Raw genomic sequence first — 23,446 nt, forward strand, 5'->3', positions numbered from 1 at the left:
TTCGTTATCTGAAGTCGGTTTAATGCAAAGTTAATTTCATTTAAAATCAATCTATTATATCTCTATAATAGATGAACTAATATGCATGTAAATGGTACTAACCATGGTGTACCCTCATATTTTTCTCGAATTAAAGTCAGTTAATGCTACTGTTTTTTCAAACAGTCATCATAGAGTCAAATGAATATGTTAAGATGCCGTCATATTATATTGGAAAATAAAAATAACAATGATAATGAAAGTTAAAGGGCCTGCCGACGTAGCAGAGCAATATCTAATAGAATCCATTTGGAATGGCAGTATACCGATCCATTCTGAGTTACCGGCTGAACGGTTGTTGGCAGATAAAATTGGCGTAACTAGAACCACTTTACGTGAAGTGTTACAACGATTATCCAAAGAAGGGTGGATAACCATTCGTCACGGCAAGGCGACCAAGGTAAATGATTTCTGGGAAACCTCTGGTTTAAACGTATTAAGTACAATTACTCGTTTAGATAAGGAACGTCGCGGCGATTTTATTGACCAACTAATGTCAGTACGAACCAATATCAGTACTATCATCTTACGCATGGCTGCAAAACATAATAGTAAAAGTATTATCGAATTTTTAAAAGACGTGCCAGCGGTTGATGCTAGCAGCGAAGCATTCACTGAATTCGATTACCGTTTTTATCATCACGTAGCAGTATCATCGAATAATATGATTTATGTACTGATTCTTAATGGTTTACAGGATCTTTACCGTAAGGTTGGTATGTTCTATTTTTCGAACACTGAAGCGAAGCTAATTGCATTATCATTTTATGCCGATATTAAAAGAGTTTTTGAAGAAGGGAACGGCCAACAAATCATGCAAATAGTGCGAGAAACAGCTTTTGCAAGTGGCAAAATATGGCTACGTTTACGCGATCAACTTCCGGATGATTTTTTAGATTAATCGTATTATTATTTTTTATCATGCCTCAGGGCAATTTTTATATTTAGGGTTATTTTCTTGTCAAATAGCAAATTATTAAATCACCTGTCTGGGGTGCAAAAACTACTGGAAGTGGGCATTATCATTAGTGCCTTCGTTGCCATTTTTATCACTTTATCCCTATTCACGTTTTCGCCTGTCGATCCAAGCTGGTCTCAACAACAGTGGGTGGCAGAAATTCAAAACTCAGGCGGCCGAGTAGGCGCTTGGATTGCCGATATTCTGTTTTTTGGGTTTGGTTTCATGGCCTATTTAATCCCCGTCATTATTGTTTCCTTTACTTGGGCTATTTTATGGAAGCCTTCTTTTACATTAGACGTTGATTTTTTAAACTTAAGTCTGCGAATTGTTGGTTTTATTTTTACTTTCTTTAGTTTAAGCGCATTAATAGCATTGAATGTGAGTGACTATTTTTACTATCCATCGGGTGGTTTAGTTGGAGATATTTTAGCTCAGAGCATGTTGGGCTTTTTTAGCTTAGTGGCCGTTAACCTCATTTTATTAACTTTTTTAATCTCTGGTACCACTCTTTTATTTGGGTTTTCTTGGATACGTTTAATCGACGGCATAGGTGAGTACACACTTAATTTTATTGCTTGGTTAGGTAACTTACCTGCTATGTTGAATGAAATGAAAGAAAAGCGTGCGGAAGGTGAAGACCAACGATTATTTGAAAAACAGCAAACTTTACAAGATAAGTTAGAGAAGAAACAGCAAAAACAAGCAGAAAAAGAAAACAAAAGGTTGGCTAAAATAGCTGAGAAAGAATCAGAAACTGAACTTGATGAGCAAGATGAGGTGATCGATTTCAGCCATTCATTTGATCAAGAGAGTCAAGCTGATGATGCATTCCTTGGTACAAACTTCATTGATCAACAAGAAGATCAATTACCTGAATTGAATATTGATAATATCGAATGGCAAGCTGAACCTAATGAGAAAAAGGTTGAAGTTGAAGAAGTGCCTGTGGTTGCAAAGAAACAGGCGAAAACGGACTTTTCACACTTACCAGAGCATGCTCGACCTGCAGAAAGGTTTGTCGCTGAAACAAATATCGCACCTCTCCCTAGCATTGACCTGTTGGATAGACCTGACAAAAAAGAAAATCCAGTGTCTCAACAAGAGTTGGACAATGCTGCTCGTTTAGTTGAATCAAAACTACTTGAATTTAAAATAAAAGCTGATGTGGTTAACGTTTTACCTGGGCCTGTTATTACTCGTTTCGAATTAGATTTAGCGCCGGGGATGAAAGTAAGTACAGTTAGCAGCTTAGAAAAGGATTTAGCACGTGCTTTATCTGCAATGAGCGTACGTGTTGTTGACCAAATCCCAGGCAAATCAGTAATTGCATTGGAGCTACCAAACCGACATCGTGAGATAGTGTATATCTCGGAAGTACTGGACTGTACAAAATTCCATGAAAATAAATCTGCGTTAACCATGGTCCTGGGGGCTGATATTTCAGGTTCTCCTGTGGTCGTTGATTTAGCAAAAATGCCACATTTATTAGTGGCGGGTACAACCGGTTCAGGTAAATCTGTTGGTGTGAACTGTATGCTAGTGAGTTTATTGTATAAATCTTCTCCTGAAGATTTACGCATGATCTTAATCGACCCTAAAATGTTGGAGTTAAATGTTTACGAAGGCATCCCTCATCTACTTACCGAAGTCGTAACCGACATGAAAGATGCAGCCAACGCTTTACGCTGGTGTGTTGGTGAGATGGAACGTCGTTATAAACTATTAGCTGAAATCGGTGTCCGAAACTTAGCGGGTTACAACTCAGCGATTAAAAAAGCCAAAGCGGCTGGCGAGCCTATCTATGATCCGTTGTGGAAGCCAGGCGATAGCATGGCTGAAAGTGCACCGGAGTTAGAAAAGCTACCGACGATCGTAGTTGTGGTCGATGAGTTTGCTGACATGATGATGATTGTAGGTAAAAAGTGTGAGGAGTTAATTACACGTATCGCACAAAAAGCACGTGCTGCAGGTATTCACCTTATCCTTGCTACACAACGACCATCTGTCGATGTTATTACTGGTTTGATTAAAGCAAATATTCCAACACGTATTGCTTTCCAGGTATCGAGTAAAATTGACTCCCGTACTATTCTTGGTCAACAAGGTGCGGAAACACTATTAGGCCATGGTGATATGTTGTACATGCCACCAGGTTCAGGTATGCCGACTCGTGTACATGGTGCATTTGTCGATGATCATGAAGTACATAAAGTGGTTGCGGATTGGAAAAAACGTGGCCAACCAAATTATATTCAAGAGATTTTAGCTGGCGATGCAGACCTTGATATGCTGTTGCCTGGAGAACAAGCTGAAGGTGAAGAGGAAATCGATCCATTGTTTGATGAAGTGGTTGCTTTTATTACTGAAACCAGAAAAGTTTCTATCTCTAGTATTCAACGTAAATTCCGCATCGGTTACAACCGTTCTGCGCGTTTAGTTGACCAATTACAAGCTCAAGGTGTGATTAGTGCACCTTCTGGTGCTAATAGTAATCGTGATGTATTAGCTCCACCACCTGTTAAGGATTAAAAAAAATGAAAAACAAATTAATTATCGCATTGACTCTATTGTTTTGTACCTTGTCTGCTGCACATGCGGACACTGACAGTGAATTATTACAACAAAAATTAGCTAAAGTGAGCACCATGCAAGCCGACTTTTCACAGCAGGTGATTAGTGCTCAAGGTGATTTAATTCAACAGAGTGTAGGTAAATTAACCATTGCGCGCCCAGGTAATTTTCATTGGCAGGTAACATCACCAGATGAAGAGTTGATAGTCTCTAATGGCATTGATATGTGGTTATACAGTCCATTTATTGAACAAGTGACTATTATGAACTTTTCTGATGCGATTGCAGGTACGCCGTTTGCTTTATTATCAGGTGCAGATACATCTGAATGGCAAAACTTCGATGTTAAAAAAGTAAATAACACATTTGTTGTGACTAATAATCAGAATAAAGTAAATGCGAATCAGTTTACGTTTATATTTGATAAAGCAGATAATATTAGCCAATTTAGCGTAAAAGAAACGCAGGGCCAAACCAGTACTTTTACATTAAGCAATAATAAAACTGCAACTAACCTTGCTGATGATTTTTTTGAGTTCGATATCCCTGCAGGTATTGAGATAGACGACCAACGCTAATGCAAGATCTGTTCTCCTTCGAAAATCAATTTCAGCCCTTGGCCGCCCGCATGCGGCCTAAAAACTTTGACCAATATATTGGTCAATCTCACCTTGTTGCAAAAGATAAACCACTACGTAAAGCATTAGAAGCGGGTTACGCGCATTCTATGATTTTATGGGGGCCACCAGGAACAGGTAAAACAACACTTGCAGAACTGATTGCAGAATATTGCGATGCACATGTGGAAAGATTATCTGCGGTTACTTCGGGTATTAAAGAGATTCGTGCAGCTATTGATATTGCCAAACAAAACCAAGTTGCAGGCCGCCGTACTTTATTATTTGTCGATGAAGTACATCGTTTTAATAAAAGCCAGCAAGATGCTTTCCTCCCTTATATTGAAGATGGTACCTTTTTATTTATTGGTGCTACTACTGAAAACCCTTCATTTGAACTGAATAACGCATTACTTTCTCGTGCTCGTGTTTATCTATTAAAAAAGCTAACAGAAGCTGAAATAGTCGAAGTGATTATGCAAGCATGTCAATCATCAATTGGTTTAGCAGAACAGAATATTGAATTTGCTGAAGGCGTATTAGATAAGCTAGCTCAGCTAGTACAAGGGGATGCACGAAAGGCATTAAATTATCTAGAATTATTAAGTGACATGGGCGAACAACATAATAACAAACTAGTTATTGATGTATCTTTATTAATGGAAATAGCAGGGCGAGAAGGTGTTAGCTTTGATAAACAAGGCGATCTTTTTTATGATTTGATTTCTGCTTTTCATAAGTCTGTTCGTGGTTCAGATCCAAATGCAGCTTTATATTGGTATGCACGAATGCTTGCTGGTGGTTGTGACCCTTTATATGTGGCGAGACGTTTATTGGCCATTGCTTCTGAAGATATTGGTAATGCGGATCCAAGAGCGATGCAAGTAGCTATGTCTGCTTGGGACTGTTTCACTCGAATTGGGCCTAAAGAAGGTGAACGAGCAATTGCACAAGCTGCGGTTTATTGTGCCTGTGCAGCTAAAAGTAATGCAGTTTATACGGCCTTCGCACAGGCTAAGCAAGCAGTAGAGGCTTATCCTGATTTAGACGTGCCAGTCCATTTACGTAACGCACCAACAGAGTTAATGAAATCATTAAACTATGGTGAAGGTTATCGTTATGCGCACGATGAACCTGGTGCTTTTGCTGCTGGAGAAGTGTATTTACCTGAAGCATTAGCTGGAATGGAGTTTTATCATCCAGTAGAGCGTGGCTTAGAAAGTAAAATTGCAGAAAAACTACGCTATTTAAAGAATAGTGATCAACAAAGTGATAAAAAACGCTATTAATCCATACTCAGTTATCAATGGTTTGTGTTTAAGGATGTAAAATGAACAATCTTATGGTGAATATTGCTTTTGTTGCTTTTGGCGGGGCATTTGGGGCAACTTTCCGTTATTTAATTGGTATTGGTATGGTTAGTCTCTTTGGAAAAGGTTTTCCTTTTGCTACACTTACAGTCAATGTGATTGGCTCGCTGATAATGGGCTGTATTTATCAGTTAGTTCAACAAGAAACAATCTCCTCTTCACCTTGGTGGCCATTAATTGGTGTAGGTTTTTTAGGTGCATTAACCACATTTTCTTCATTTTCCATGGATAGCCTGTTGTTAATCCAGCAGGGTGAGTTATTGAAGGCGATGTTGAATGTGGTGTTAAATGTGATGGTATGTTTATTGGCAGCATACCTAGGTACTTTATTAGTTTTGAAAAGTTAGGGAATAAGATGTTAGACGCAAAGTTTCTACGTAATGATATTGAGCAAACTGCAGAGTTATTAAAAAAACGCGGTTTTGATTTAGATGTTAATTTACTCAGTGAGTTAGAAGAAAAGAGAAAGTCGTTACAAATCAGCACTGAAAACTTGCAATCTGAGCGTAACACTCGCTCTAAAGATATTGGTCAAGCGGCAAAACGTGGTGAAGATATCAAGCCATTACGTGAAGCAATGAATGAATTAAGTGATGCGTTAGAAAAAGCAAAAGAAGAGTTTGCTGTGGTTAGTGAGCAAATCAAAACGATTTCTGACCGTGTCCCTAACTTGCCACATGAATCGGCACCTATCGGTAAAGATGAAAGTGAGAATGTTGAAGTATTAACGTGGGGAACACCTAAGCAATATGACTTTGCAGTGAAGGATCATGTTGAGCTAGGTGAAGCTTTGGGCGGTTTAGACTTTAAATCAGCAGTTAAAATTTCTGGCTCTCGCTTTATTGTGATGCAAGGACAAATTGCAAAATTACATCGTTCACTAGCACAATACATGCTTAATCTGCACACTAATGATCATGGTTATACTGAAATGTATGTTCCTTATTTAGTCAATGCAGATAGCTTATACGGTACTGGCCAGTTACCAAAATTTGGTGATGATCTATTTAATACTAATCCAGCAACGGAAGAGGGTATTGGTATGTCGTTGATTCCAACGGCTGAAGTGCCATTAACAAATATGAGCCGAGATGTGATTTACGATGAATCAGATCTACCAATTAAAATGACCGCACATACTCCTTGTTTTCGAAGCGAAGCTGGATCTTATGGACGTGATACGCGCGGCCTGATCCGTCAGCATCAATTTGATAAAGTTGAAATGGTGCAACTTGTTCACCCTGACAAAAGCTTTGAAGCATTAGAAGAGTTAACAGGTCACGCAGAGCAAGTGTTGAAAAACTTAGAGTTACCTTACCGTAAAGTAGTATTGTGTACTGGTGATATGGGGTTCAGTGCGACTAAGACTTACGATTTAGAAGTCTGGTTACCTGCTCAAGATACTTACCGAGAAATTTCTTCATGTTCTAACGTGGGTGATTTCCAAGCACGTCGTTTACAAGCAAGATTTCGTCGTTCTGGTGCGAAAAAGCCTGAATTGTTACATACATTAAACGGATCTGGTTTAGCTGTAGGTCGTACATTAGTGGCTATTTTAGAAAACTATCAATGTGCAGATGGTCGTATCGAAGTCCCTGCTGTACTGCAAAGCTATATGGGCGGTTTAACACATATTGGTTAAATTAGTCTAAAGCTAAAGGTATTAATTCATGAAAAAAGGAGCGTAATGCTCCTTTTTTTTCAGTGTTTTTTTATTTATAAAGATCAGCTTTTCTCAGTTACTCGCTAATCATCATCGTTATAATCACTCAATACTAAGTTTGCTGCTGCAAATGCAGCCGATTCTCTTACTTTTTCTGGTAAATTTGTATCCTGCGCAATTTCATCCAATGTATTAACCGCACAAGAAATTGCTTTAGGCACATAAGCTGTATCGCCACTACCAATAAGGTTAATGAGATTTTTAGTTTTTTCGCTATATTTGAACATAGTAGATCCTTATTACAACACATTTAGCTAAATTTTGATTCAGTCTTCTAGTGTAATTAATTTGCTGTTTTTTACAAAACTTACACGAATAAAACAGCCTATAAAGCGAGTATAAACAAGGCAACTTAGTAGCAAATGACCTGGGTCAAGTTTAGCTACATTAAATGACTTTTTACCATTGTTAACTTGTTGTTAATACTTCATGTCGACTAAGTATGCACATAACTTTGCAATGTCTGTTAGTAATAAAGTTTTTAATTTATAACATTGTTTATTGATTACAGTAGATAAAGCAACTTGTGTTGGTTTGTTGTGCATCTGTTTCGATGATCGAACGAGCTTGTGTAGACAACTCATTAACCCAAGTTACTACAGTGCAATAATTGTTACTTTTTAATAGCGCCGATAACAGCGTTAATTGATCATTTACTTTACTTGAATCAATCATCAACACACGACTTTTATCGATGCCTGCTGCTTGAAAGAATTGTGTGTTTGGCTTCCCCGGTGGAGCTAGAAACAGTATCCAGCCTTGATCTTCACCTGCTTGTATATGCGACAACAATTTTTGATAGTTGTTTTCTTGATAATGCACATTCACTAACTCAGTATTTACTGCCGTTGCTGGCTCATAATCCTGTAATAAAAATGGGTTAACTTGTGTTGTTGTCATTAATCTAGATAGCATATGATTCACCTGTATAAATAAACACTGTATGTAACAACAGTATTCTTATTTTTTGCATTGATCAAGTAAATTTTGTCTATATTGCTCATTTTTTGTGTTTTTTGATTAAATGTTCGACTAATTTACTGTGGTGGCGAGGTGTTTAGTGATCAGAATAGTCAGTAATTGGTTTAAAAATAATAAACGGTTGGATGGTTTTAGTATTTTAGAAGAGTATTTACGTTTAAGTATGTATATTAATCACGCAAATTAGTGGGGTTATTAGATATAAAAAAACCTGCTCAGGAGCAGGTTTAATTGGATTAAATTAATGCTTTTACTGTTTACAAGCTTTGTTCGCCACCGAAAATTTCCACTAATGAAGGGACAAGTTGTTTTATCTCTCCGGTCATCAATATAAAGTCTGCATCAAAACGTGCTGCATAATCATCTGCTTCGATGTGTTCATTTTGTTCTTGCAATACGTCAGAGAATTTTAGGCGTTTTAGTGCAAACTCTTCTCCAATCACAAAGGAGATACTATCAGCCCAATTTAATGCTAGTTTAGTAACAAACTTATCTGAGTCTAAATGTTTTTTAATCTCATCCGACAGAAGATCCTGTTGCTTACAACGAATAATACCGCCGCCTTCCAAGGCTGAGCATAGTTCTGCTTCATCTTCTAGTTGGAAGTTTGCAGGAATATTGCCTTCAACTAACCAATCGGTCATTACAACATCCGTTTGGTTTTGTAATTGAACAGGAACCACTGGCAAACTACCTAAGGTTTTACGTAGTAGCGAAATAAGTTCTTCTGCTTTACGAGCACTCGAACAGTCAACATATAACATGTTGGTTTCATTATCTATCCATGCGAAAGTTTGAGAGGTACGACTAAATGCGCGAGGCAGCAGTTGCATAATAATGTCTTCTTTCAAACTATCTTTTTCTTTTTTCTTTAATGCTCGACCTTGCTCTAACTCAATAGCTTCAACACGTTCATTCAATTGATCTTTAATGACGCCGGCTGGCAACATCTTTTCTTCTTTTTTAAGGCATATCAAAATTTGTTTTTGGTGAATGTGTGTGAACATGCTGCCATTTTTCCCCATTGGAAAAACCCAGCCTAGTTTTGAAATATCTTGGCTACCACAAGGTTTAAATTTAAATTCCTCTAGGTTTCTTTCTAGTGCGCTGTCGTCTTGTTCCATAGGACGAGTAAAACGATAAACTTGAAGGTTTTTAAAAAACATGAAATGCACCTTAATATGTAAGAGGTTAAATAGCCCTCGAGTGTAAATGATTTTATAACAAGCATCAAAACTTGCTTTCATGAGGTAACAAATATTTCATTATTGATTACCTATTTTGATATATTAATTTGGTTTTTATATATTATTTATGCCTATACTAGTGCAACAAGTTCTTTTTTATTTGGTAAATGATTAAACCTTACTCTTAGCTTCTCTTCGCGCCAGTTTAGAAAGTAAGTGGTTATTAATATGTCATAGAACAATTAAATGCATTATAAACTTAAATAAAATAGTGCTATCTTAACTGCATGATTTTATTTAGTTATTATCAGAGTTGTTATTTTATCAAGATACGGATTTTTTATATGGAAATTACTAAAGCAACTATCATGTCGAGTGTGAAACGTTATCAATATTTTTATACTGTTTTATTCGCACTATCTAGTACTGCATTCATTACTCATCCCGCTTACGGGAAGTCAGAGGAATATAATGAAGCCGATGATTTACCGAGTTTAGATTTTGATAGTCTAATGGCAGCGGATATTCAAGTGACGTCTGCCATGAAGCGTTTACAAAATAAATCTGACACTGCCGCTTCTATTTATGTACTTACTAATCGAGAAATAATCCAATCAGGTGTTACTTCCGTTGCTCAAGCATTGACTTTAGTACCCGGTATGCAAGTGCGAAAATTAGATAATAACCAATGGGCTATTACCACTAGAAGTACTGCGGGAAGACATTCTAGTAAATTATTGGTGATGATTGATGGTCAAAGCATTTATAACCCTGGTTTTGCAGGTGTGTATTGGGAAGCTATTAATGTTCCTCTGTATGATATAGAACGTATAGAGGTTATACGTGGTCAGGGAGGACTACTATGGGGAAGCAATGCGACCAATGGTGTGGTTAATATCATTACTAAACATACCGCGGATACGCGCGATAATATAGTGCAATTGGCTACTGGCACAAAGCAAGATTATAAGGTCGATTTTAGAGTCGGTGGCGATTTAGTCAATTACAGTTCCTTTAGAATTTCTGGTGGTGTTGAGCAAACTGATGAGTCGAGTAAAAGCGAAAAGGACTTGTCTGCACATGATGATGGCAAAAAACAAAATCTAAATGGGCGAGTTGATTTTAATATTAATGATGATTTAAGTTTATTAGCGCAAGTTTGGTATAACAATATTGATATGGGGCAAAACTTAAGGTTAGCTGATGTTAATACGAATCTATCAAGTTATGTTTATGACCAATATACCCTCGATTATTTACAATTAATGACACGGTTAGATCACCGTATATCCCCTGTTTCAAATCAAATGCTACAGGTTTCCTTTAGCTCTCAACGCGGCGAACAAGCTTATTATAGAGATAAATTTTTAACCACAGACATTGATTACCAAATGAATACGTTAATCAAACATACTCAGTTTGATTGGGGGGTAAACTATCGTTACAGCGATGTGTTTATTGAGGAGAACGATTTTTTTAGCAATCTCAGTAATCTCAATCATTATGATCACTTTGGTGGATTCATCCAATTTCAATTTAATCTGGTTCCTGACAAATTTAAACTGATTATTGGTAACCGTTCAGAAAAAAATAGTTTCACCGGGTGGGAGCATCAACCTATGGTTCGTTTTTTATGGACTCCTGAATCTCGTCATACTATTTGGGGAGCTGTTTCTCAGGGAGTACGTGTACCTTCATTTCTTGAATACAATAATATTGCTCGTGTTAATTCATCTTTAGGTATTAGAAGTGACATAATAGGTAATAATGATATTGATGCAGAAAAGTCATTCTCTAAAGAATTGGGGTATCGATACAGTGAAGATAACTGGGGAGTTGATATATCTCTATTCCATACGAAAGCACGTAATGTGTTGGTGATTGACCCAGACGTTAACGATACCTTTACTTACATTACCTATAATTTTGTCTCCGATGGTGAGCTAACAACCTATGGTGGAGAAGCAACGTTAAATTGGAGTCCTAACCGTAAACTTAATACTGAAATTGGCTATAGTTTAACTTCTTATCAATATGATCTGCCAGCAGGTACAACAGAAGCGATCGGTCATGATGCTTATATGCGTCAACTTATTGCAAAAGCCAATATTACTTTAACCGATAACCATCATTTGTCTTTAACTTATAGGATTGAAGATGGCGAGGCCTATGATACAAAAGATTACGCAGTATTAGATGCTAGCTGGCGATGGCAAATTAATGATACCGTTACTTTTTCATTAACGGGTAACAACTTGTTATATGGGAAACATATTGAATATGGTAATAGTAGTGAAGCTTATACGGTTGTCACTTTTATTGAGCCTAGTTATTTAGCTCAAATAACGGCAAAATTCTAGGTATATACCCATGTTTATTTTACGTAAGACTAGTCTTATATTGATATCGCTATTACTTTTCCTTATATCAGGAAATACTATGGCGAACTCAAGAGAAGATGCTATAAAATCTGGTTTTATATACAATTTTGCGCGCTATTCGCAAGGAAGCTGGTTTAACGCCAGTCAACAAAACAGTTACAACATTTGTAGCTTTAATCCTGACTTTATTGTTTCTGCAGCTAAAACATTGAAGGCGCTTTCTATAGAAAATCGGCCTGTTGAGTTAGTCCTGTTAACAAATGATAATCCAAGTCTGACTAACTGTAATACTCTATTCATATCAAAAGCAGATGCTGATGTTTGGCATGCTATATCGAAAAATGAAGTGATATCTTCCTTAATGCTAGTAGGAGAATTTGATGGATTTTTATCTTCTGGAGGTCATATTAATTTTTTTATAATTAGTGGCAAAGTCAGGTTTGAAGTATCACCAAGTCGATTAAGGAAATCCGGTATAAAAATGAGTTCTAAAGTGCTGCGTTTAGGTAGGATTTATCAAGGAGGAGAACAATGATTTTTCCTCGCACTTTGACAGGATCTTTGAATGCTAAATTATTAATGATTTTAATGATGGTCGCATTATTTAGTAGTATGACTATTGCTGCAATGTTTACTGTTTATGAGTTAAATTCAGTCACTAAAGCAGAAGAGTCAAAGTTAAATTCCATTGCCAAAATACTTGCCCCTAATCTTACCGCTACCCTTATATTCCAAGATGAAACAAGTGCTGCTGAACAATTAGAGTCATTATTAGGGCAAAGTAATATTGTCAGTGCCGCAATAATTGATAAAGATGGCGAGCAATTTGTAGGTGTGTCTACAGAAAAAAATAATCAGATAACGATTTTTAACAAATTGATGGTAAGTTCGACTCCTTTAATGATGAAAGGTGTTGAGTACGGCTTATTGACAATTAGTGCTGATTATTCAGTGATCGAACGTAGCTTACTGTTTTTCAGTTTCTTTTTACTGGCAATTTTAGCCTTAATTTTACTGCTCAGTTTTTTACTTTCTCTTTTCTTAAGAAAAATTCTTATTTATCCATTAACTCATTTAGCCAGTGTTGCAGAGCGTGTCACTAACACTAATAACTATAATTTACGATCTAAAGTGTTATCCAGTGATGAAGTGGGTAATCTCGCTAACTGCTTTAACTCTATGCTAGAAACTATAAAACAGCGTGATAACTCATTGGAAGAAACAGTACAGCAAAGGACAAGTGCATTAGAAGTTGCTAATAATAAGTTAACCACTCAGGCTTTTAGTGACCCCTTATCCGGTTTACCGAATCGACGTTATATTTTAGATAAATTAGCCAACTTAGTGAGCTGTTCCGAACAGCATGAATTTGCATTATTAGGTTTAGATTTAGATGGCTTCAAAGAGATTAATGACACTATGGGGCACGATTATGGTGATTTACTGCTCATTGAAGTTAGTCGTTGTATTACACAGATTCTTGATAATGGATCCACATTAGCCCGTTTAGGTGGGGATGAATTCCTGATTCTAGTAGAAGGAAATGTAAGTGAAGCAGGTTTAAGCTCTTTAGCAAATACCATTAACCAGGAACTTGCAAAAGGATTTTTGATTGAAGGTAAGCATGTATTTGTAACCACAAGTATTGGTATTGCGCTATTTCCTGTAGACGGTCAAAGTGTCGAGAACTTAATCAAATATGCTGATCTTGCTATGTACAAATCTAAAGAAGCTGGACGTAATAGCCATCATTTTTTTGAGCAAAATATGCTTAATGCTGTTATTCAAAAACATCAACTAGTTGAGGATCTTCGTCATAGCTTAGCCAATGAACATTTTGAGTTATATTACCAACCTATTGTTAACCTTTTAACTAATAAAATGTGCAAAGCGGAGGCCTTGATTCGCTGGAATCACCCTGAGCGAGGCTTGATTCCACCTAATGAGTTTATTGCGATAGCTGAAGAGGTGGGGTTAATATTAGAGATGGGTGAATGGGTTGCTCGTACGGCTGCTCGTGATCTCGCTCAGTTTAAAAAGTTAGGGGCTGCAGACGATTTTCAAATTAGTATTAATGTTTCTCCAGTACAGTTTAAAGGCGATGGTCAGTGGATTTTGGATTGGTTTAAATACACAGAAACATTAGGTTTACCACGTGATGCGATTATCATAGAAATTACTGAGAACTTATTAATGGAAAGCGAAGACTCAGTCCGAGCTCAGCTTACTAAGTTAAAAAAACGTGGTATTGCGATTGCGATTGATGATTTTGGTGTCGGTTACTCTTCATTATCTTATTTACAGAAAATGGATGTCGATGTATTAAAAATAGATAAATCATTTGTTGATGAATTAGAAAATGAAAAAAATAGTCGTGAACTTTGCCAAGTGATTATTATGATGGCACACCATTTAGATATTCAAGTGGTTGCTGAAGGAATAGAGAATGCAGCCCAAAAGCAAATTTTAACCAATGCGGGTTGCGAGTTTGGACAGGGTTATCTATTTGCCAAACCACTACCCATTGAAACCTTTAAAAGACAGTATTTTATCCATAGTTCACCTATAGATTTAAGTTTGATATAACATTGTAATTATCTGCTTTAACTACAGAAACAACACTTTTATGACAGTTAGCATACAGTTGTAATATAAATGTAATAGTCAGTGGTAATAATACCCTTATTTAATATACATAATGAGTAGGTGAATTGAATGGCGAGTCGAATTTTAGTAGTTGAAGATGAAGTAGCAATTAGAGATATGTTAAGTTTTGTTTTAGAGCAACATGGCTATGAAACGTTAGAAGCTGATAACTACCAAGCTGCATTGACTCATTTACATGAACCTTACCCAGACCTTATTCTATTAGATTGGATGTTTCCTGGTGGTAGCGGTATTCAATTATTAAAATTTCTAAAACAAGATGAAATTTTACGTCAAATCCCAGTAGTAATGTTAACTGCTCGTGGTGAAGAGGAAGATAAAGTACGCGGTTTAGAAAATGGTGCCGATGATTATGTGACTAAGCCTTTTTCACCAAAAGAATTAATGGCACGTCTTAAAACCGTTATGCGCCGCGTTAACCCAACATCATTAGATGACACATTGAAAGTGGGAAAACTAAAGTTAGACCCCGTTTCTCACCGTGCTACATTAAATAATTCAGCGCTAGAAATGGGCCCAACTGAATTTAAATTACTACACTTCTTTATGACCCATCCAGAGCGAGTTTATAGCCGAGAGCAGTTATTAAATAACGTATGGGGGACGAATGTTTATGTCGAAGATCGCACTGTTGATGTGCATATTCGTCGCTTGCGAAAAGCACTAGTTGATCATGACCATTTAGTGCAAACTGTGCGTGGTGCGGGCTATCGTTTTTCAACTCGCTCATAACCTGCTTATTTGCAGTGGTTCATGATAGGAATAAATGACGAATAACAATCGTCCCAATGTAGAGTAGTGCATTTGAAAGTATATACATGGAAACAATTATCCTGGGCAATTTTCTTAATTTATGTGCCTGTTATTATTCTAGGTTTATTAACCGGTGTGTTAGTTGAATTATTATTAGTCTCTACAATAGTGCATATTGGCTGGCATTATTATTTCTTAAAAAAATTAAATGACTGGTTATGGGTCAGTAGAAGTACAGTGTTACCACAAGGTAAGTCCGTTTGGGAGCATGCTTATATTGGTATTCATAATATGCAACAAAGAAACCGTAAACGACGTAACCGTTTAGCGAATGTTATTAGTCGTTTTCGTGAAGGCTCTGAAGCATTACCAGATGCTGTTGTGGTATTTAAAAGTGATGGTGAAATTGTTTGGTGTAATCGACTTGCACAGTATCAGTTAGGCTTTAAATGGCCCGATGATGCTGGGGATAATATTACCAACTTAATTCGACATCCGGATTTTGTTGAATACCTTCGCAGCGAAGCTTATAACGAACCGTTGGATCTCATTTCGCCTATTAATATCGATAAAATTCTTGAGTTTAGGGTCATGCCTTATGCAAAAAATCAGCGCTTGTTGATTGTGCGTGACGTTACAAGTTATCGTCAAATGGATGAAACTAGGCGTAATTTTGTTGCTAATGTTTCCCATGAGTTACGCACGCCATTAACTGTATTACAGGGTTATATTGAGATTTTAGAGATGAGTGCTCAAGATAATAAAATGCAGTTAAAGACTATCAACGTATTAGATCAACAAACGGCAAGAATGTGTTCATTGGTTGAGCAATTGATGACATTATCGAAAATTGAAGGGGCAGCAACCTTAGATTTTTATGAGAGTATTAATATCCCAGCTTTATTAACTCAAATAGAGAATGAAGCTGTGACTTTAGGACGTAAAAAATCCCAATCAGTTCAATTTAAGGTTGATCCTAAATTGTCTGTGGTGGGGGATGAAATGCAATTACGTAGCGCCATGTCGAATCTAGTTTATAACGCCATTAACTATACACCGGAAGGCGGTAGTATTAAGGTATTATGGAAGAAGTTACCCGAGGGTGCTTATTTCTGTGTAATGGATACGGGTGATGGCATTGCCCCTGAACACATACTACATTTAACTGAGCGTTTTTATCGTGTTGATGCATCTCGTTCACGAGACACAGGTGGTTCGGGTTTAGGCTTATCGATTGTTAAGCATGCTTTATCGCATTATGACACACAACTGCAAATTGAAAGTAATGTGGGTGAGGGCAGTCAGTTTTCATTCATCATCCCTAATAGTTACGTTCATTAGACTAGAGTAAGGATTGATCACAATTAGTTGAATAGGCTTATCTACTATTTTTTGTATGGTAAATAATCATTATTCAACTAACTCTGACATACATTAAGCATTAATAAATATCCTCATAAATAGATCTCTTATTAATTTTCAATTATTTAAATCACTTCATTAACGATAACAACTACTCTATTATGATTAGCATTATTTACGTTTAATATAACTTTAATACCGTTCATTAAATGCGTAGATCGGTATCATCATGATAGGGATAATCAATGCAACCATTGCTGAATAATATCGTCACAGCTGTTAGTCACGTTTTATTGGGAAAAGAAAAACAGGTAAAATTAGCCGTTGCCTGCTTGATTGGTCGAGGCCACCTCTTACTAGAAGATTTGCCAGGAATGGGGAAAACCACACTCGCTCATTGTTTAGGTAAAGTACTAGGCTTAGATTATCAACGCGTACAATTTACCAGTGACCTATTACCCGCTGATATTTTAGGTGCAGCGGTGTTTGATAAGCATCAATCACAATTTACATTTCACCCTGGCCCTATCTTCACACAGTTACTATTAGCAGATGAGATAAATCGCAGCACCCCCAAAACGCAAAGTGCTTTATTAGAAGCAATGGAGGAAGGTCAAGTAAGTATTGAAGGTGAAACGCGTTTATTACCTTCACCGTTTTTTGTGATTGCTACACAAAACCCTAGCTCTCAATCTGGTACTTTTATGTTGCCTGAATCGCAATTAGATCGCTTTTTGATGCGCCTCAGCTTAGGTTATCCTGATCATCAATCAGAGCGTTTATTGTTGCAAGGTATTGACCCTCGCCAACGCATTACTGATATGCAGCCTGTTATAACCCATGAACAGTTACATAAATTACAACAAGAGGTCAGCGGGGGTACGTTGTAGCGATGCGTTACTCGACTATTTACAAAAATTAGTTACCTTTACTCGTGAAGATGGACACTTTACCTATGGTTTATCTCCACGAGGGGCACTTGCATGGTTAAGTGCTGCAAAGGCATGGGCCTTATTAGCAGGACGTGATTATGTCATTCCAGAAGATATACAAGAAGTTGCTGCTGCTGTATTAGGACATAGAGTTCGAGGTGGTGACGTTGAGCATGAACATGATCTTATTGATTACTTATTAACATCGGTAGCGGTAATCGTTTAAATGAGTAAACAAAAAGAAGATTTTCCCGCCCCAATATCCGCTTTACAAAAGCGCTTTTTTAAATGGGTAGATAAACGTAACCCGATGGCAAAAGAAGTGCTTCTTAACAGAAAAAATTTATATATATTTCCAAGCCTAACTGGATTATGTCTATTTGCATTAAGTTTTATTCTTTGGTTACTTGGCACTAGTTATCAAAATAACTTGGTGCTGGCGTTAAGTTATTTATTATTAAGTTTAATGATAGTGGCGATCTTCCATACCTATGCCAACTTAGCTGGATTAACCATTAAAATACTTGGGGTTAAGCCTGTATTTGTTAATGACATAGCTCATTTTAGTTTACAGCTCAGTGGCCACCGTCATAGAAACTATGAAAACCTAATGGTTCGCTGGAGGCAAGGAGAGCCTGCTTGTTTTGATCTGCAAGGTGGTCAAATACTGTCGGTACAAATACCTTTACTCGCCAATAAGCGAGGCATATTACGACCTGGAAAGTTGCTTATAGAAAGTGCCTTTCCTTTAGGGGTGATCCGTTGTTGGACATGGGTAAATTTACAAACCTCAGCTGTTGTTTTTCCTCAACCAATCAAAGGGCCTTTTCCGACACAATTAAGTCGCGGTGAAACTGGTGAGCAAGGAAGTGGAGGGCAGGGGACTGATGATTTTGATGGTTTGAGAGTTTATCGGGCAGGTGATCCTATAAAACATATTGCTTGGAAACATTATGCGCGCGAACAAGGTTTATATTCTAAGCAATATACTGCGCAATTACAGCGTGATTGTTGGCTCAATTGGGATGAATTTAGTCTGTATCAGGGAGAACAAAGGTTAAGTGCTCTTTGCTATTGGGCTCTACATTTTGAAAGTATTCAACAACCCTATGGTTTATCCCTGCCTAATAAACAGATTAAACCGAACATAGGTGAACAGCACCGTTTAAATGTACTAACTTCATTGGCTCGTTTGAATATTGATGGAGGTACTCTGTAATATGCAAAATCCACAGGATATTTTCCAACAACAGAAATTGATCCGACATGATAACTTGCTATGGTTATTAGTTGCGCAAGGTGTGGTTATTTTACCTTTATTAATGCAACTCCCAATGTGGTTATGGGTGATATGGGGCGGATCCTTATATTGGAGATGGAAAATTTATGCAGGGCAACGTCAGTTTCCTGGCAGTATAAGTAAATTGGCTATTAGTATTGCAGCAATTGCTGGGTTGCTTCTAACTTATCAAGGTGCTTTTGGTGTGGAGGCTATGGTCGGCTTTTTGGTCTTTACTTTTATTATTAAGTTATTAGAGCTACGCAGTAGAAAAGACGGCTTATTAATCATTTTTATTGGTTTTATTGCAGTAGCGGCACAGTTTCTTTTTATTCAGTCTATCTGGGCTACTTTATATGCGGCTGTTTCTTGCATGGTATTGATCACCGCTTGGAAAACTATTTATGCCACGCGTGAATTAGCTGTAAAGCATAAATTAACAAGCGGTAGTATTTTATTGTTACAAGCGATACCGTTAATGTTGGTAATGTTTGTAGTGATGCCTCGGCTTGGCCCTTTATGGCATACGCCTTTATTAAATCAACAAGCACAAACAGGTTTTAGTGAAACTTTATCACCAGGTGATATTGGTAGTTTAGTGCAATCTACTGGCACTGCTTTTAGAGTAACTTTCCTTGATGATTCAACGCCAAGACAAAGTGAATTGTATTGGCGAGGGTTAATACTTGAAAACTTCGATGGGCGAACTTGGACACGACCAAGACACCCTCACTTTACAGATATAGCCCCTATTGCTAAACAAGGTGATGTAGAAACGGTTAATTATGAAGTACTGATGGAAGCGCATCGTTACCCTTGGTTGTTTAGTTTAGCAAACCCTATCAAAGCGAATACCGGTGCAGTCCGTTCTCGAATAACCAGCAATGGTTTATTGGTTGCACGAGAGCCGTTAAACACTCGTTTACAATACCAAGTGGCGAGTGTGAACCCTCGAGATACTTTAATTCATGAATTATCTTCACAACAACGCGAGCAATTAACTACTTTGCCAGAAGGGTTTAACCCTAAAGCGGTGGCTCTGGCAAAAACGTGGCGTAATACCTTAGGCTCACCTGATGCAATTATTGCCAAAGCTTTAGCTTTTTATCATCAAGATTTCTACTATACGTTAAGTCCACCGTTACTGGGGGAGAATAGCGTTGATGACTTTTTATTTTCTTCAAAGCAGGGGTTTTGTGAGCACTTCGCTAGTAGCTTTACGGTGCTAATGCGTGCAGCTGATATTCCAGCAAGAGTTGTGGTGGGTTACCAAGGAGGTCGTTATGATGCTTCTGAGAATTATTGGAGTATCCGACAAGCCGATGCACATGCATGGACAGAAGTGTGGTTAACTGGGATTGGTTGGCAACGTGTCGACCCAACGAGTGCCGTTGCCCCACAACGTGTGGAGCAAGGAATTGATAATGCATTACAAGCAGCAGATAGAAGTCGTATAGCAGCAGGGCAATTTAGCGCGCCACAATGGTTAACTCATTTACGTTATCGTTTTGATGCTGCAAACTACTTATGGAGTCGTTGGGTACTTAGTTACGATGCGCAACAACAAAACCAATTACTTAAACAATTATTTGGTGGCAAAGAGCCTTGGCGGGTTGGTTTAATATTTTTAGCCATTATTTCATCGTTAATGGGCTGTTATATTGCTTTGGTTATTCGCCCCAAATGGCAAGCTCGTAGCCCGTTACAAAAAAGCTTGTCTCAATTTGATAAAACCTGCCAGCAATGGAAATTACAACGTGCAGATCATGAAACCTTAGCACAGTTTTGTTTACGGTTAGGGACGAAACAGCCGCAATTATTAGAGGCTTGTCAACGCCTTGGGGCTTTATCTCAAGCTGCTTTGTATGACCCTAAGGAAGATAATCAGCAACAGTTAATGACAGCGTTAAAACGGTTTCCCAAGGAGTGATGATATGCTCAATAAATTTCATTTTTTGCTCTTAGGTCATCTATTTTTGTATATGGCGTTGATGAGTTCTCCTGTGAATGCTAATTCATTAATTTCAACATCTTTGAACAAAGTAATTGAACGTTTCGCTGTACCCGCATTCACACGTAATATATTTGTCGATCAACAGCTTCAGCAGGCTTGCCAACATTATGATCTGAATCGTCGTCAATGTGCCACTGATAAAAGTTTGCCCTTAGCTGTACCGAGTCTTACTGAAGCGACGGCAATGGCTAAGCCGGGAGATCTATTCTTGATTCGTGCTGGTCGTTATCAGCAAGTTTTACACTTGGTCCAAAACGGGACTGCCTTGGCTTATATTGGTTTTAGCGCATTTCAACATGAACCTGTCATTATCACTGGTGTTAACTCTCAAGATCAAGGCGAACAATACGGTGCTATATGGTTAGATGAAGTGTCTTATAATTTAGTTAATGGATTAACAGTAGAAAAGAGCATTGGATTTGGGCGCTTTATTAATGCCCATCACAATATTTTTTCTGATAACCACTTCAGTGGTTCTAGTCTTTATAATAACGGTAAAGGGGCAAGTAAACGTGGCGGTTTATACATTGCTTTTAGCCATCACAATAGCATTCTTAATAACCACTTTCAGAAGGGCACGGACCTATTAGCCTTAGTGCACTCCAACTACAATTTAGTAGAAGGTAACGAGATGTCATTAGCTGGCCATGATCTATGGAATATAAAATGTGGCAGTTTTAATGTCATTAGAGGTAATATATTTAGCAATAAAAAACAGAAAATTGGCTCTGTATTTGATTGTGAATCAGCAACCATGAATTGGCATGGCAATGGCCGCTTTAAACAAGTTCAGCCTGTTTTAGATACAAGTCAATATAATGTTATTGAGCACAATATTTTCAAAGACGCCGTACGCTACTATTCAGCCAGCGGCGGTAACGGTATTCAATACGCGGGGCAAAATGGAATTATTCGCTTTAATGTTTTTTACCACACCAACGTTGGTCTTAGTTTAGCGAGTTATCAAACAGAAGCTGCCTATAATTATGGTAATCGTATTTATAACAACACCTTCCATGATAATTGGTGTGTTGGTATCGCCGTGGGTCGTTGGCAAAAACGCTTTGAAGATAACCAATTTGTTAATAATATTCTCTGGAACAACCAAGGGTTAAGTGCAAATCAATGCAAAGACATCAGTGCGAAGCAGGTTTTATTTATTGCTGGTGAAGGAGACCAATGGTTTTTAAATAATAATATCGGTAGTGAGCAAAGTAATAAAGTGATTGGGTTATGGGGTAGCAACAAACAAATGAGTGTGTATGATTTTGAAGGTAGTTTTATCCCTGTACAGTTTAAAGGTACTTTAGCGATTGACCCTCTATTTGTAGATCCGGTTGAATCTAATTATCACCTCTCCACGCACAGTCCGATGATCGATGCAGGTGTCTTATTAACCGCAATCCGTAGTGCCAGTGGGGCGGGTAAAGTCATCGAAGTTAGTGATAGTCAGTTCTTTTTTGACGGACAGGGGATCGCAGGCGTACACGGTGATAAGATCGTAGTTCGATCAAGATCCACGGGTAGATTACAATATGCGACGATTGTTAACATTACCCCTGAACAGCGTCTAATTCATCTCGATAAAGCAGTCACATGGCAAAAAGGCGATCAGGTTTCATTAGTTTATCACGGAGAAAATCCTGATATTGGTGCCTTTGAATATGTTCAAAAGTAATCTTTACCTTTATCATGATAGGTTATAACAACAGTCCTCTAATTTAAAAGTGAAGCCTATGAACAATCGTAAACTTGCTAACAAGCTAGATCAATTTTTAGAAATCCATCAATTTAAAGATTATTGCCCTAATGGTTTGCAAATTGAAGGAAAAGAGCAAGTAAAAAAAATAGTAACCGGAGTAACGGCCAATCAAGCTTTAATTGATGCTGCCATCGAATTAAACGCCGATGCCATTTTAGTTCATCATGGATATTTTTGGAAAGGTGAAGCGCAACAGATTGTTGGGATGAAATATAATCGTATCAAGGCATTAATCAAAAATGATATTAATCTGTATGCTTACCATCTCCCTTTGGATGTGCATCCTGAACTGGGCAATAATAAACAATTAGCTAAATTATTAGGTATCACAGATAGACGCCCATTAGAGCCATGGGACAAACGTAGTGTTGGTCGAGTGGGTAAGTTTGAACAAGCGATTACGCCACAGGCTTTATCAGAGACCATTACTCAGCAACTCGATCGTGAACCTTTATGGATCGACGGTGGCAAACCTGAGATTAAAACTATTGCTTGGTGTACGGGTGGTGGACAAGATTATATTACGATTGCTGCTGAACAAGGGATTGATGCCTTTATTAGCGGTGAAATATCGGAACGCACAGTACATATCGCTAAAGAGATGGGGATTCATTATTTTGCTGCAGGCCATCATGCAACAGAACGTTATGGTGCTAAAGCATTAGGTGAGTGGTTAGCCAATGAAATGGGGTTTGAAGTCACATTTATTGATATTGATAATCCTGTCTAAGATTCAAAATACTTTTATTTTATAATGGATAATGCATTTTTAATTATGCATTATTCACTCATGTTTTCTTTTATCCCCCCTTATAATTCATAGAGATAGTTAACCTTTTTATAGGTG

At 37.6% G+C, this 23,446-nt stretch carries 20 protein-coding genes; 17 read left to right on the forward strand and 3 right to left on the reverse strand.

The window, feature by feature from the left end:
* Positions 1-229 precede the first annotated feature (229 nt).
* Genes fadR through serS form a run of 6 tightly spaced genes read left to right on the forward strand, consistent with a single transcriptional unit; the run spans position 230 to position 7,200 of the window.
* Positions 230-940 carry a fatty acid metabolism transcriptional regulator FadR gene (fadR, locus tag OW492_RS06760; protein ID WP_290039172.1) on the forward strand — a complete coding sequence of 237 codons (711 nt, stop codon included), beginning with the start codon at positions 230-232 and terminating at the stop codon, positions 938-940.
* Between the two features lie 57 nt (positions 941-997).
* Positions 998-3,529: a DNA translocase FtsK 4TM domain-containing protein gene (locus tag OW492_RS06765; protein WP_290039173.1), complete on the forward strand. Its 2,532-nt coding sequence runs from the start codon at positions 998-1,000 to the stop codon at positions 3,527-3,529.
* Between the two features lie 5 nt (positions 3,530-3,534).
* The gene (lolA, locus tag OW492_RS06770) at positions 3,535-4,149 is read left to right on the forward strand and encodes an outer membrane lipoprotein chaperone LolA (protein WP_290039174.1); all 615 of its coding nucleotides are present in this window, start codon (positions 3,535-3,537) and stop codon (positions 4,147-4,149) included.
* Positions 4,149-5,477, forward strand: a complete 1,329-nt coding sequence (locus OW492_RS06775) for a replication-associated recombination protein A (protein WP_290039175.1) — start codon at positions 4,149-4,151, stop codon at positions 5,475-5,477. The genes lolA and OW492_RS06775 overlap by 1 nt, the downstream gene beginning before the upstream one ends.
* A gap of 41 nt (positions 5,478-5,518) precedes the next feature.
* Positions 5,519-5,905: a fluoride efflux transporter CrcB gene (gene crcB / locus OW492_RS06780; RefSeq protein ID WP_113819150.1), complete on the forward strand. Its 387-nt coding sequence runs from the start codon at positions 5,519-5,521 to the stop codon at positions 5,903-5,905.
* 8 nt (positions 5,906-5,913) lie between these two features.
* Complete coding sequence (gene serS, locus OW492_RS06785; RefSeq protein WP_290039176.1) at positions 5,914-7,200, forward strand: serine--tRNA ligase; 1,287 nt, start codon at positions 5,914-5,916, stop codon at positions 7,198-7,200.
* Positions 7,201-7,304: 104 nt separating this feature from the next.
* Here the strand turns inward: serS and OW492_RS06790 are convergent, their stop codons facing one another.
* The 3 genes from OW492_RS06790 to rdgC all read right to left on the reverse strand — a co-directional run bounded on the left by OW492_RS06790 (position 7,305) and on the right by rdgC (position 9,428).
* Entirely contained in the window at positions 7,305-7,508 is a 204-nt protein-coding gene (locus OW492_RS06790) for a YaeP family protein (RefSeq protein WP_290039177.1), read from the reverse strand.
* Between the two features lie 271 nt (positions 7,509-7,779).
* On the reverse strand, positions 7,780-8,196 hold the full coding sequence (locus OW492_RS06795; RefSeq protein WP_290039178.1) for a SulA-like leucine-rich domain-containing protein: 417 nt from the start codon (positions 8,194-8,196) through the stop codon (positions 7,780-7,782).
* A gap of 323 nt (positions 8,197-8,519) precedes the next feature.
* Positions 8,520-9,428: a recombination-associated protein RdgC gene (rdgC, locus tag OW492_RS06800; RefSeq protein WP_290039179.1), complete on the reverse strand. Its 909-nt coding sequence runs from the start codon at positions 9,426-9,428 to the stop codon at positions 8,520-8,522.
* Between the two features lie 365 nt (positions 9,429-9,793).
* Here rdgC and OW492_RS06805 point away from each other — a divergent pair, with 365 nt between their 5' ends.
* The 11 genes from OW492_RS06805 (at position 9,794) to OW492_RS06855 (ending at position 23,329) form a co-directional block, all read left to right on the forward strand.
* A complete protein-coding gene (locus OW492_RS06805) occupies positions 9,794-11,809 on the forward strand; it encodes a TonB-dependent receptor (RefSeq protein WP_290039180.1) in 2,016 nt (671 codons plus the stop codon).
* Between the two features lie 79 nt (positions 11,810-11,888).
* The gene (locus OW492_RS06810; protein WP_290039181.1) at positions 11,889-12,365 is read left to right on the forward strand and encodes a YfiR family protein; all 477 of its coding nucleotides are present in this window, start codon (positions 11,889-11,891) and stop codon (positions 12,363-12,365) included.
* Positions 12,362-14,416, forward strand: a complete 2,055-nt coding sequence (locus OW492_RS06815) for an EAL domain-containing protein (RefSeq protein ID WP_290039182.1) — start codon at positions 12,362-12,364, stop codon at positions 14,414-14,416. Before OW492_RS06810 ends, OW492_RS06815 begins: the two co-directional genes overlap by 4 nt.
* A gap of 129 nt (positions 14,417-14,545) precedes the next feature.
* On the forward strand, positions 14,546-15,229 hold the full coding sequence (gene phoB / locus OW492_RS06820) for a phosphate regulon transcriptional regulator PhoB (RefSeq protein ID WP_290039183.1): 684 nt from the start codon (positions 14,546-14,548) through the stop codon (positions 15,227-15,229).
* Between the two features lie 72 nt (positions 15,230-15,301).
* A complete protein-coding gene (phoR, locus tag OW492_RS06825) occupies positions 15,302-16,591 on the forward strand; it encodes a phosphate regulon sensor histidine kinase PhoR (RefSeq protein WP_290039184.1) in 1,290 nt (429 codons plus the stop codon).
* 266 nt (positions 16,592-16,857) lie between these two features.
* On the forward strand, positions 16,858-17,502 hold the full coding sequence (locus tag OW492_RS06830) for an AAA family ATPase (RefSeq protein WP_290039185.1): 645 nt from the start codon (positions 16,858-16,860) through the stop codon (positions 17,500-17,502).
* On the forward strand, positions 17,453-17,770 hold the full coding sequence (locus OW492_RS06835) for a hypothetical protein (RefSeq protein ID WP_290039186.1): 318 nt from the start codon (positions 17,453-17,455) through the stop codon (positions 17,768-17,770). The genes OW492_RS06830 and OW492_RS06835 overlap by 50 nt, the downstream gene beginning before the upstream one ends.
* Positions 17,771-18,763: a DUF58 domain-containing protein gene (locus OW492_RS06840; protein ID WP_290039187.1), complete on the forward strand. Its 993-nt coding sequence runs from the start codon at positions 17,771-17,773 to the stop codon at positions 18,761-18,763.
* A gap of 1 nt (position 18,764) precedes the next feature.
* Positions 18,765-20,753, forward strand: a complete 1,989-nt coding sequence (locus OW492_RS06845; RefSeq protein WP_290039188.1) for a DUF3488 and transglutaminase-like domain-containing protein — start codon at positions 18,765-18,767, stop codon at positions 20,751-20,753.
* Positions 20,754-20,757: 4 nt separating this feature from the next.
* The gene (locus tag OW492_RS06850; protein WP_290039189.1) at positions 20,758-22,515 is read left to right on the forward strand and encodes a NosD domain-containing protein; all 1,758 of its coding nucleotides are present in this window, start codon (positions 20,758-20,760) and stop codon (positions 22,513-22,515) included.
* Between the two features lie 58 nt (positions 22,516-22,573).
* Entirely contained in the window at positions 22,574-23,329 is a 756-nt protein-coding gene (locus tag OW492_RS06855; protein ID WP_290039190.1) for a Nif3-like dinuclear metal center hexameric protein, read from the forward strand.
* Positions 23,330-23,446 lie beyond the last annotated feature (117 nt).

Origin of the sequence: Psychromonas sp. 14N.309.X.WAT.B.A12 (genome assembly GCF_030397575.1) — a bacterium.
Taxonomy (GTDB): Bacteria; Pseudomonadota; Gammaproteobacteria; order Enterobacterales; family Psychromonadaceae; genus Psychromonas.

What these genes read in the sequence shown, in the direction of transcription:
- OW492_RS06795 (WP_290039178.1), bottom strand. Translation starts at nt 8,196, where the DNA reads ATGCTATCTAGATTAATGACAACAACACAAGTTAACCCATTTTTATTA.
- OW492_RS06810 (WP_290039181.1), top strand. Translation starts at nt 11,889, where the DNA reads ATGGCGAACTCAAGAGAAGATGCTATAAAATCTGGTTTTATATACAAT.
- serS (WP_290039176.1), top strand. Translation starts at nt 5,914, where the DNA reads ATGTTAGACGCAAAGTTTCTACGTAATGATATTGAGCAAACTGCAGAG.
- OW492_RS06840 (WP_290039187.1), top strand. Translation starts at nt 17,771, where the DNA reads ATGAGTAAACAAAAAGAAGATTTTCCCGCCCCAATATCCGCTTTACAA.
- lolA (WP_290039174.1), top strand. Translation starts at nt 3,535, where the DNA reads ATGAAAAACAAATTAATTATCGCATTGACTCTATTGTTTTGTACCTTG.
- crcB (WP_113819150.1), top strand. Translation starts at nt 5,519, where the DNA reads ATGAACAATCTTATGGTGAATATTGCTTTTGTTGCTTTTGGCGGGGCA.
- rdgC (WP_290039179.1), bottom strand. Translation starts at nt 9,428, where the DNA reads ATGTTTTTTAAAAACCTTCAAGTTTATCGTTTTACTCGTCCTATGGAA.
- OW492_RS06790 (WP_290039177.1), bottom strand. Translation starts at nt 7,508, where the DNA reads ATGTTCAAATATAGCGAAAAAACTAAAAATCTCATTAACCTTATTGGT.
- OW492_RS06855 (WP_290039190.1), top strand. Translation starts at nt 22,574, where the DNA reads ATGAACAATCGTAAACTTGCTAACAAGCTAGATCAATTTTTAGAAATC.
- OW492_RS06815 (WP_290039182.1), top strand. Translation starts at nt 12,362, where the DNA reads ATGATTTTTCCTCGCACTTTGACAGGATCTTTGAATGCTAAATTATTA.
- fadR (WP_290039172.1), top strand. Translation starts at nt 230, where the DNA reads ATGATAATGAAAGTTAAAGGGCCTGCCGACGTAGCAGAGCAATATCTA.
- phoB (WP_290039183.1), top strand. Translation starts at nt 14,546, where the DNA reads ATGGCGAGTCGAATTTTAGTAGTTGAAGATGAAGTAGCAATTAGAGAT.
- OW492_RS06845 (WP_290039188.1), top strand. Translation starts at nt 18,765, where the DNA reads ATGCAAAATCCACAGGATATTTTCCAACAACAGAAATTGATCCGACAT.
- OW492_RS06835 (WP_290039186.1), top strand. Translation starts at nt 17,453, where the DNA reads ATGAACAGTTACATAAATTACAACAAGAGGTCAGCGGGGGTACGTTGT.
- OW492_RS06850 (WP_290039189.1), top strand. Translation starts at nt 20,758, where the DNA reads ATGCTCAATAAATTTCATTTTTTGCTCTTAGGTCATCTATTTTTGTAT.
- OW492_RS06775 (WP_290039175.1), top strand. Translation starts at nt 4,149, where the DNA reads ATGCAAGATCTGTTCTCCTTCGAAAATCAATTTCAGCCCTTGGCCGCC.
- OW492_RS06805 (WP_290039180.1), top strand. Translation starts at nt 9,794, where the DNA reads ATGGAAATTACTAAAGCAACTATCATGTCGAGTGTGAAACGTTATCAA.
- OW492_RS06830 (WP_290039185.1), top strand. Translation starts at nt 16,858, where the DNA reads ATGCAACCATTGCTGAATAATATCGTCACAGCTGTTAGTCACGTTTTA.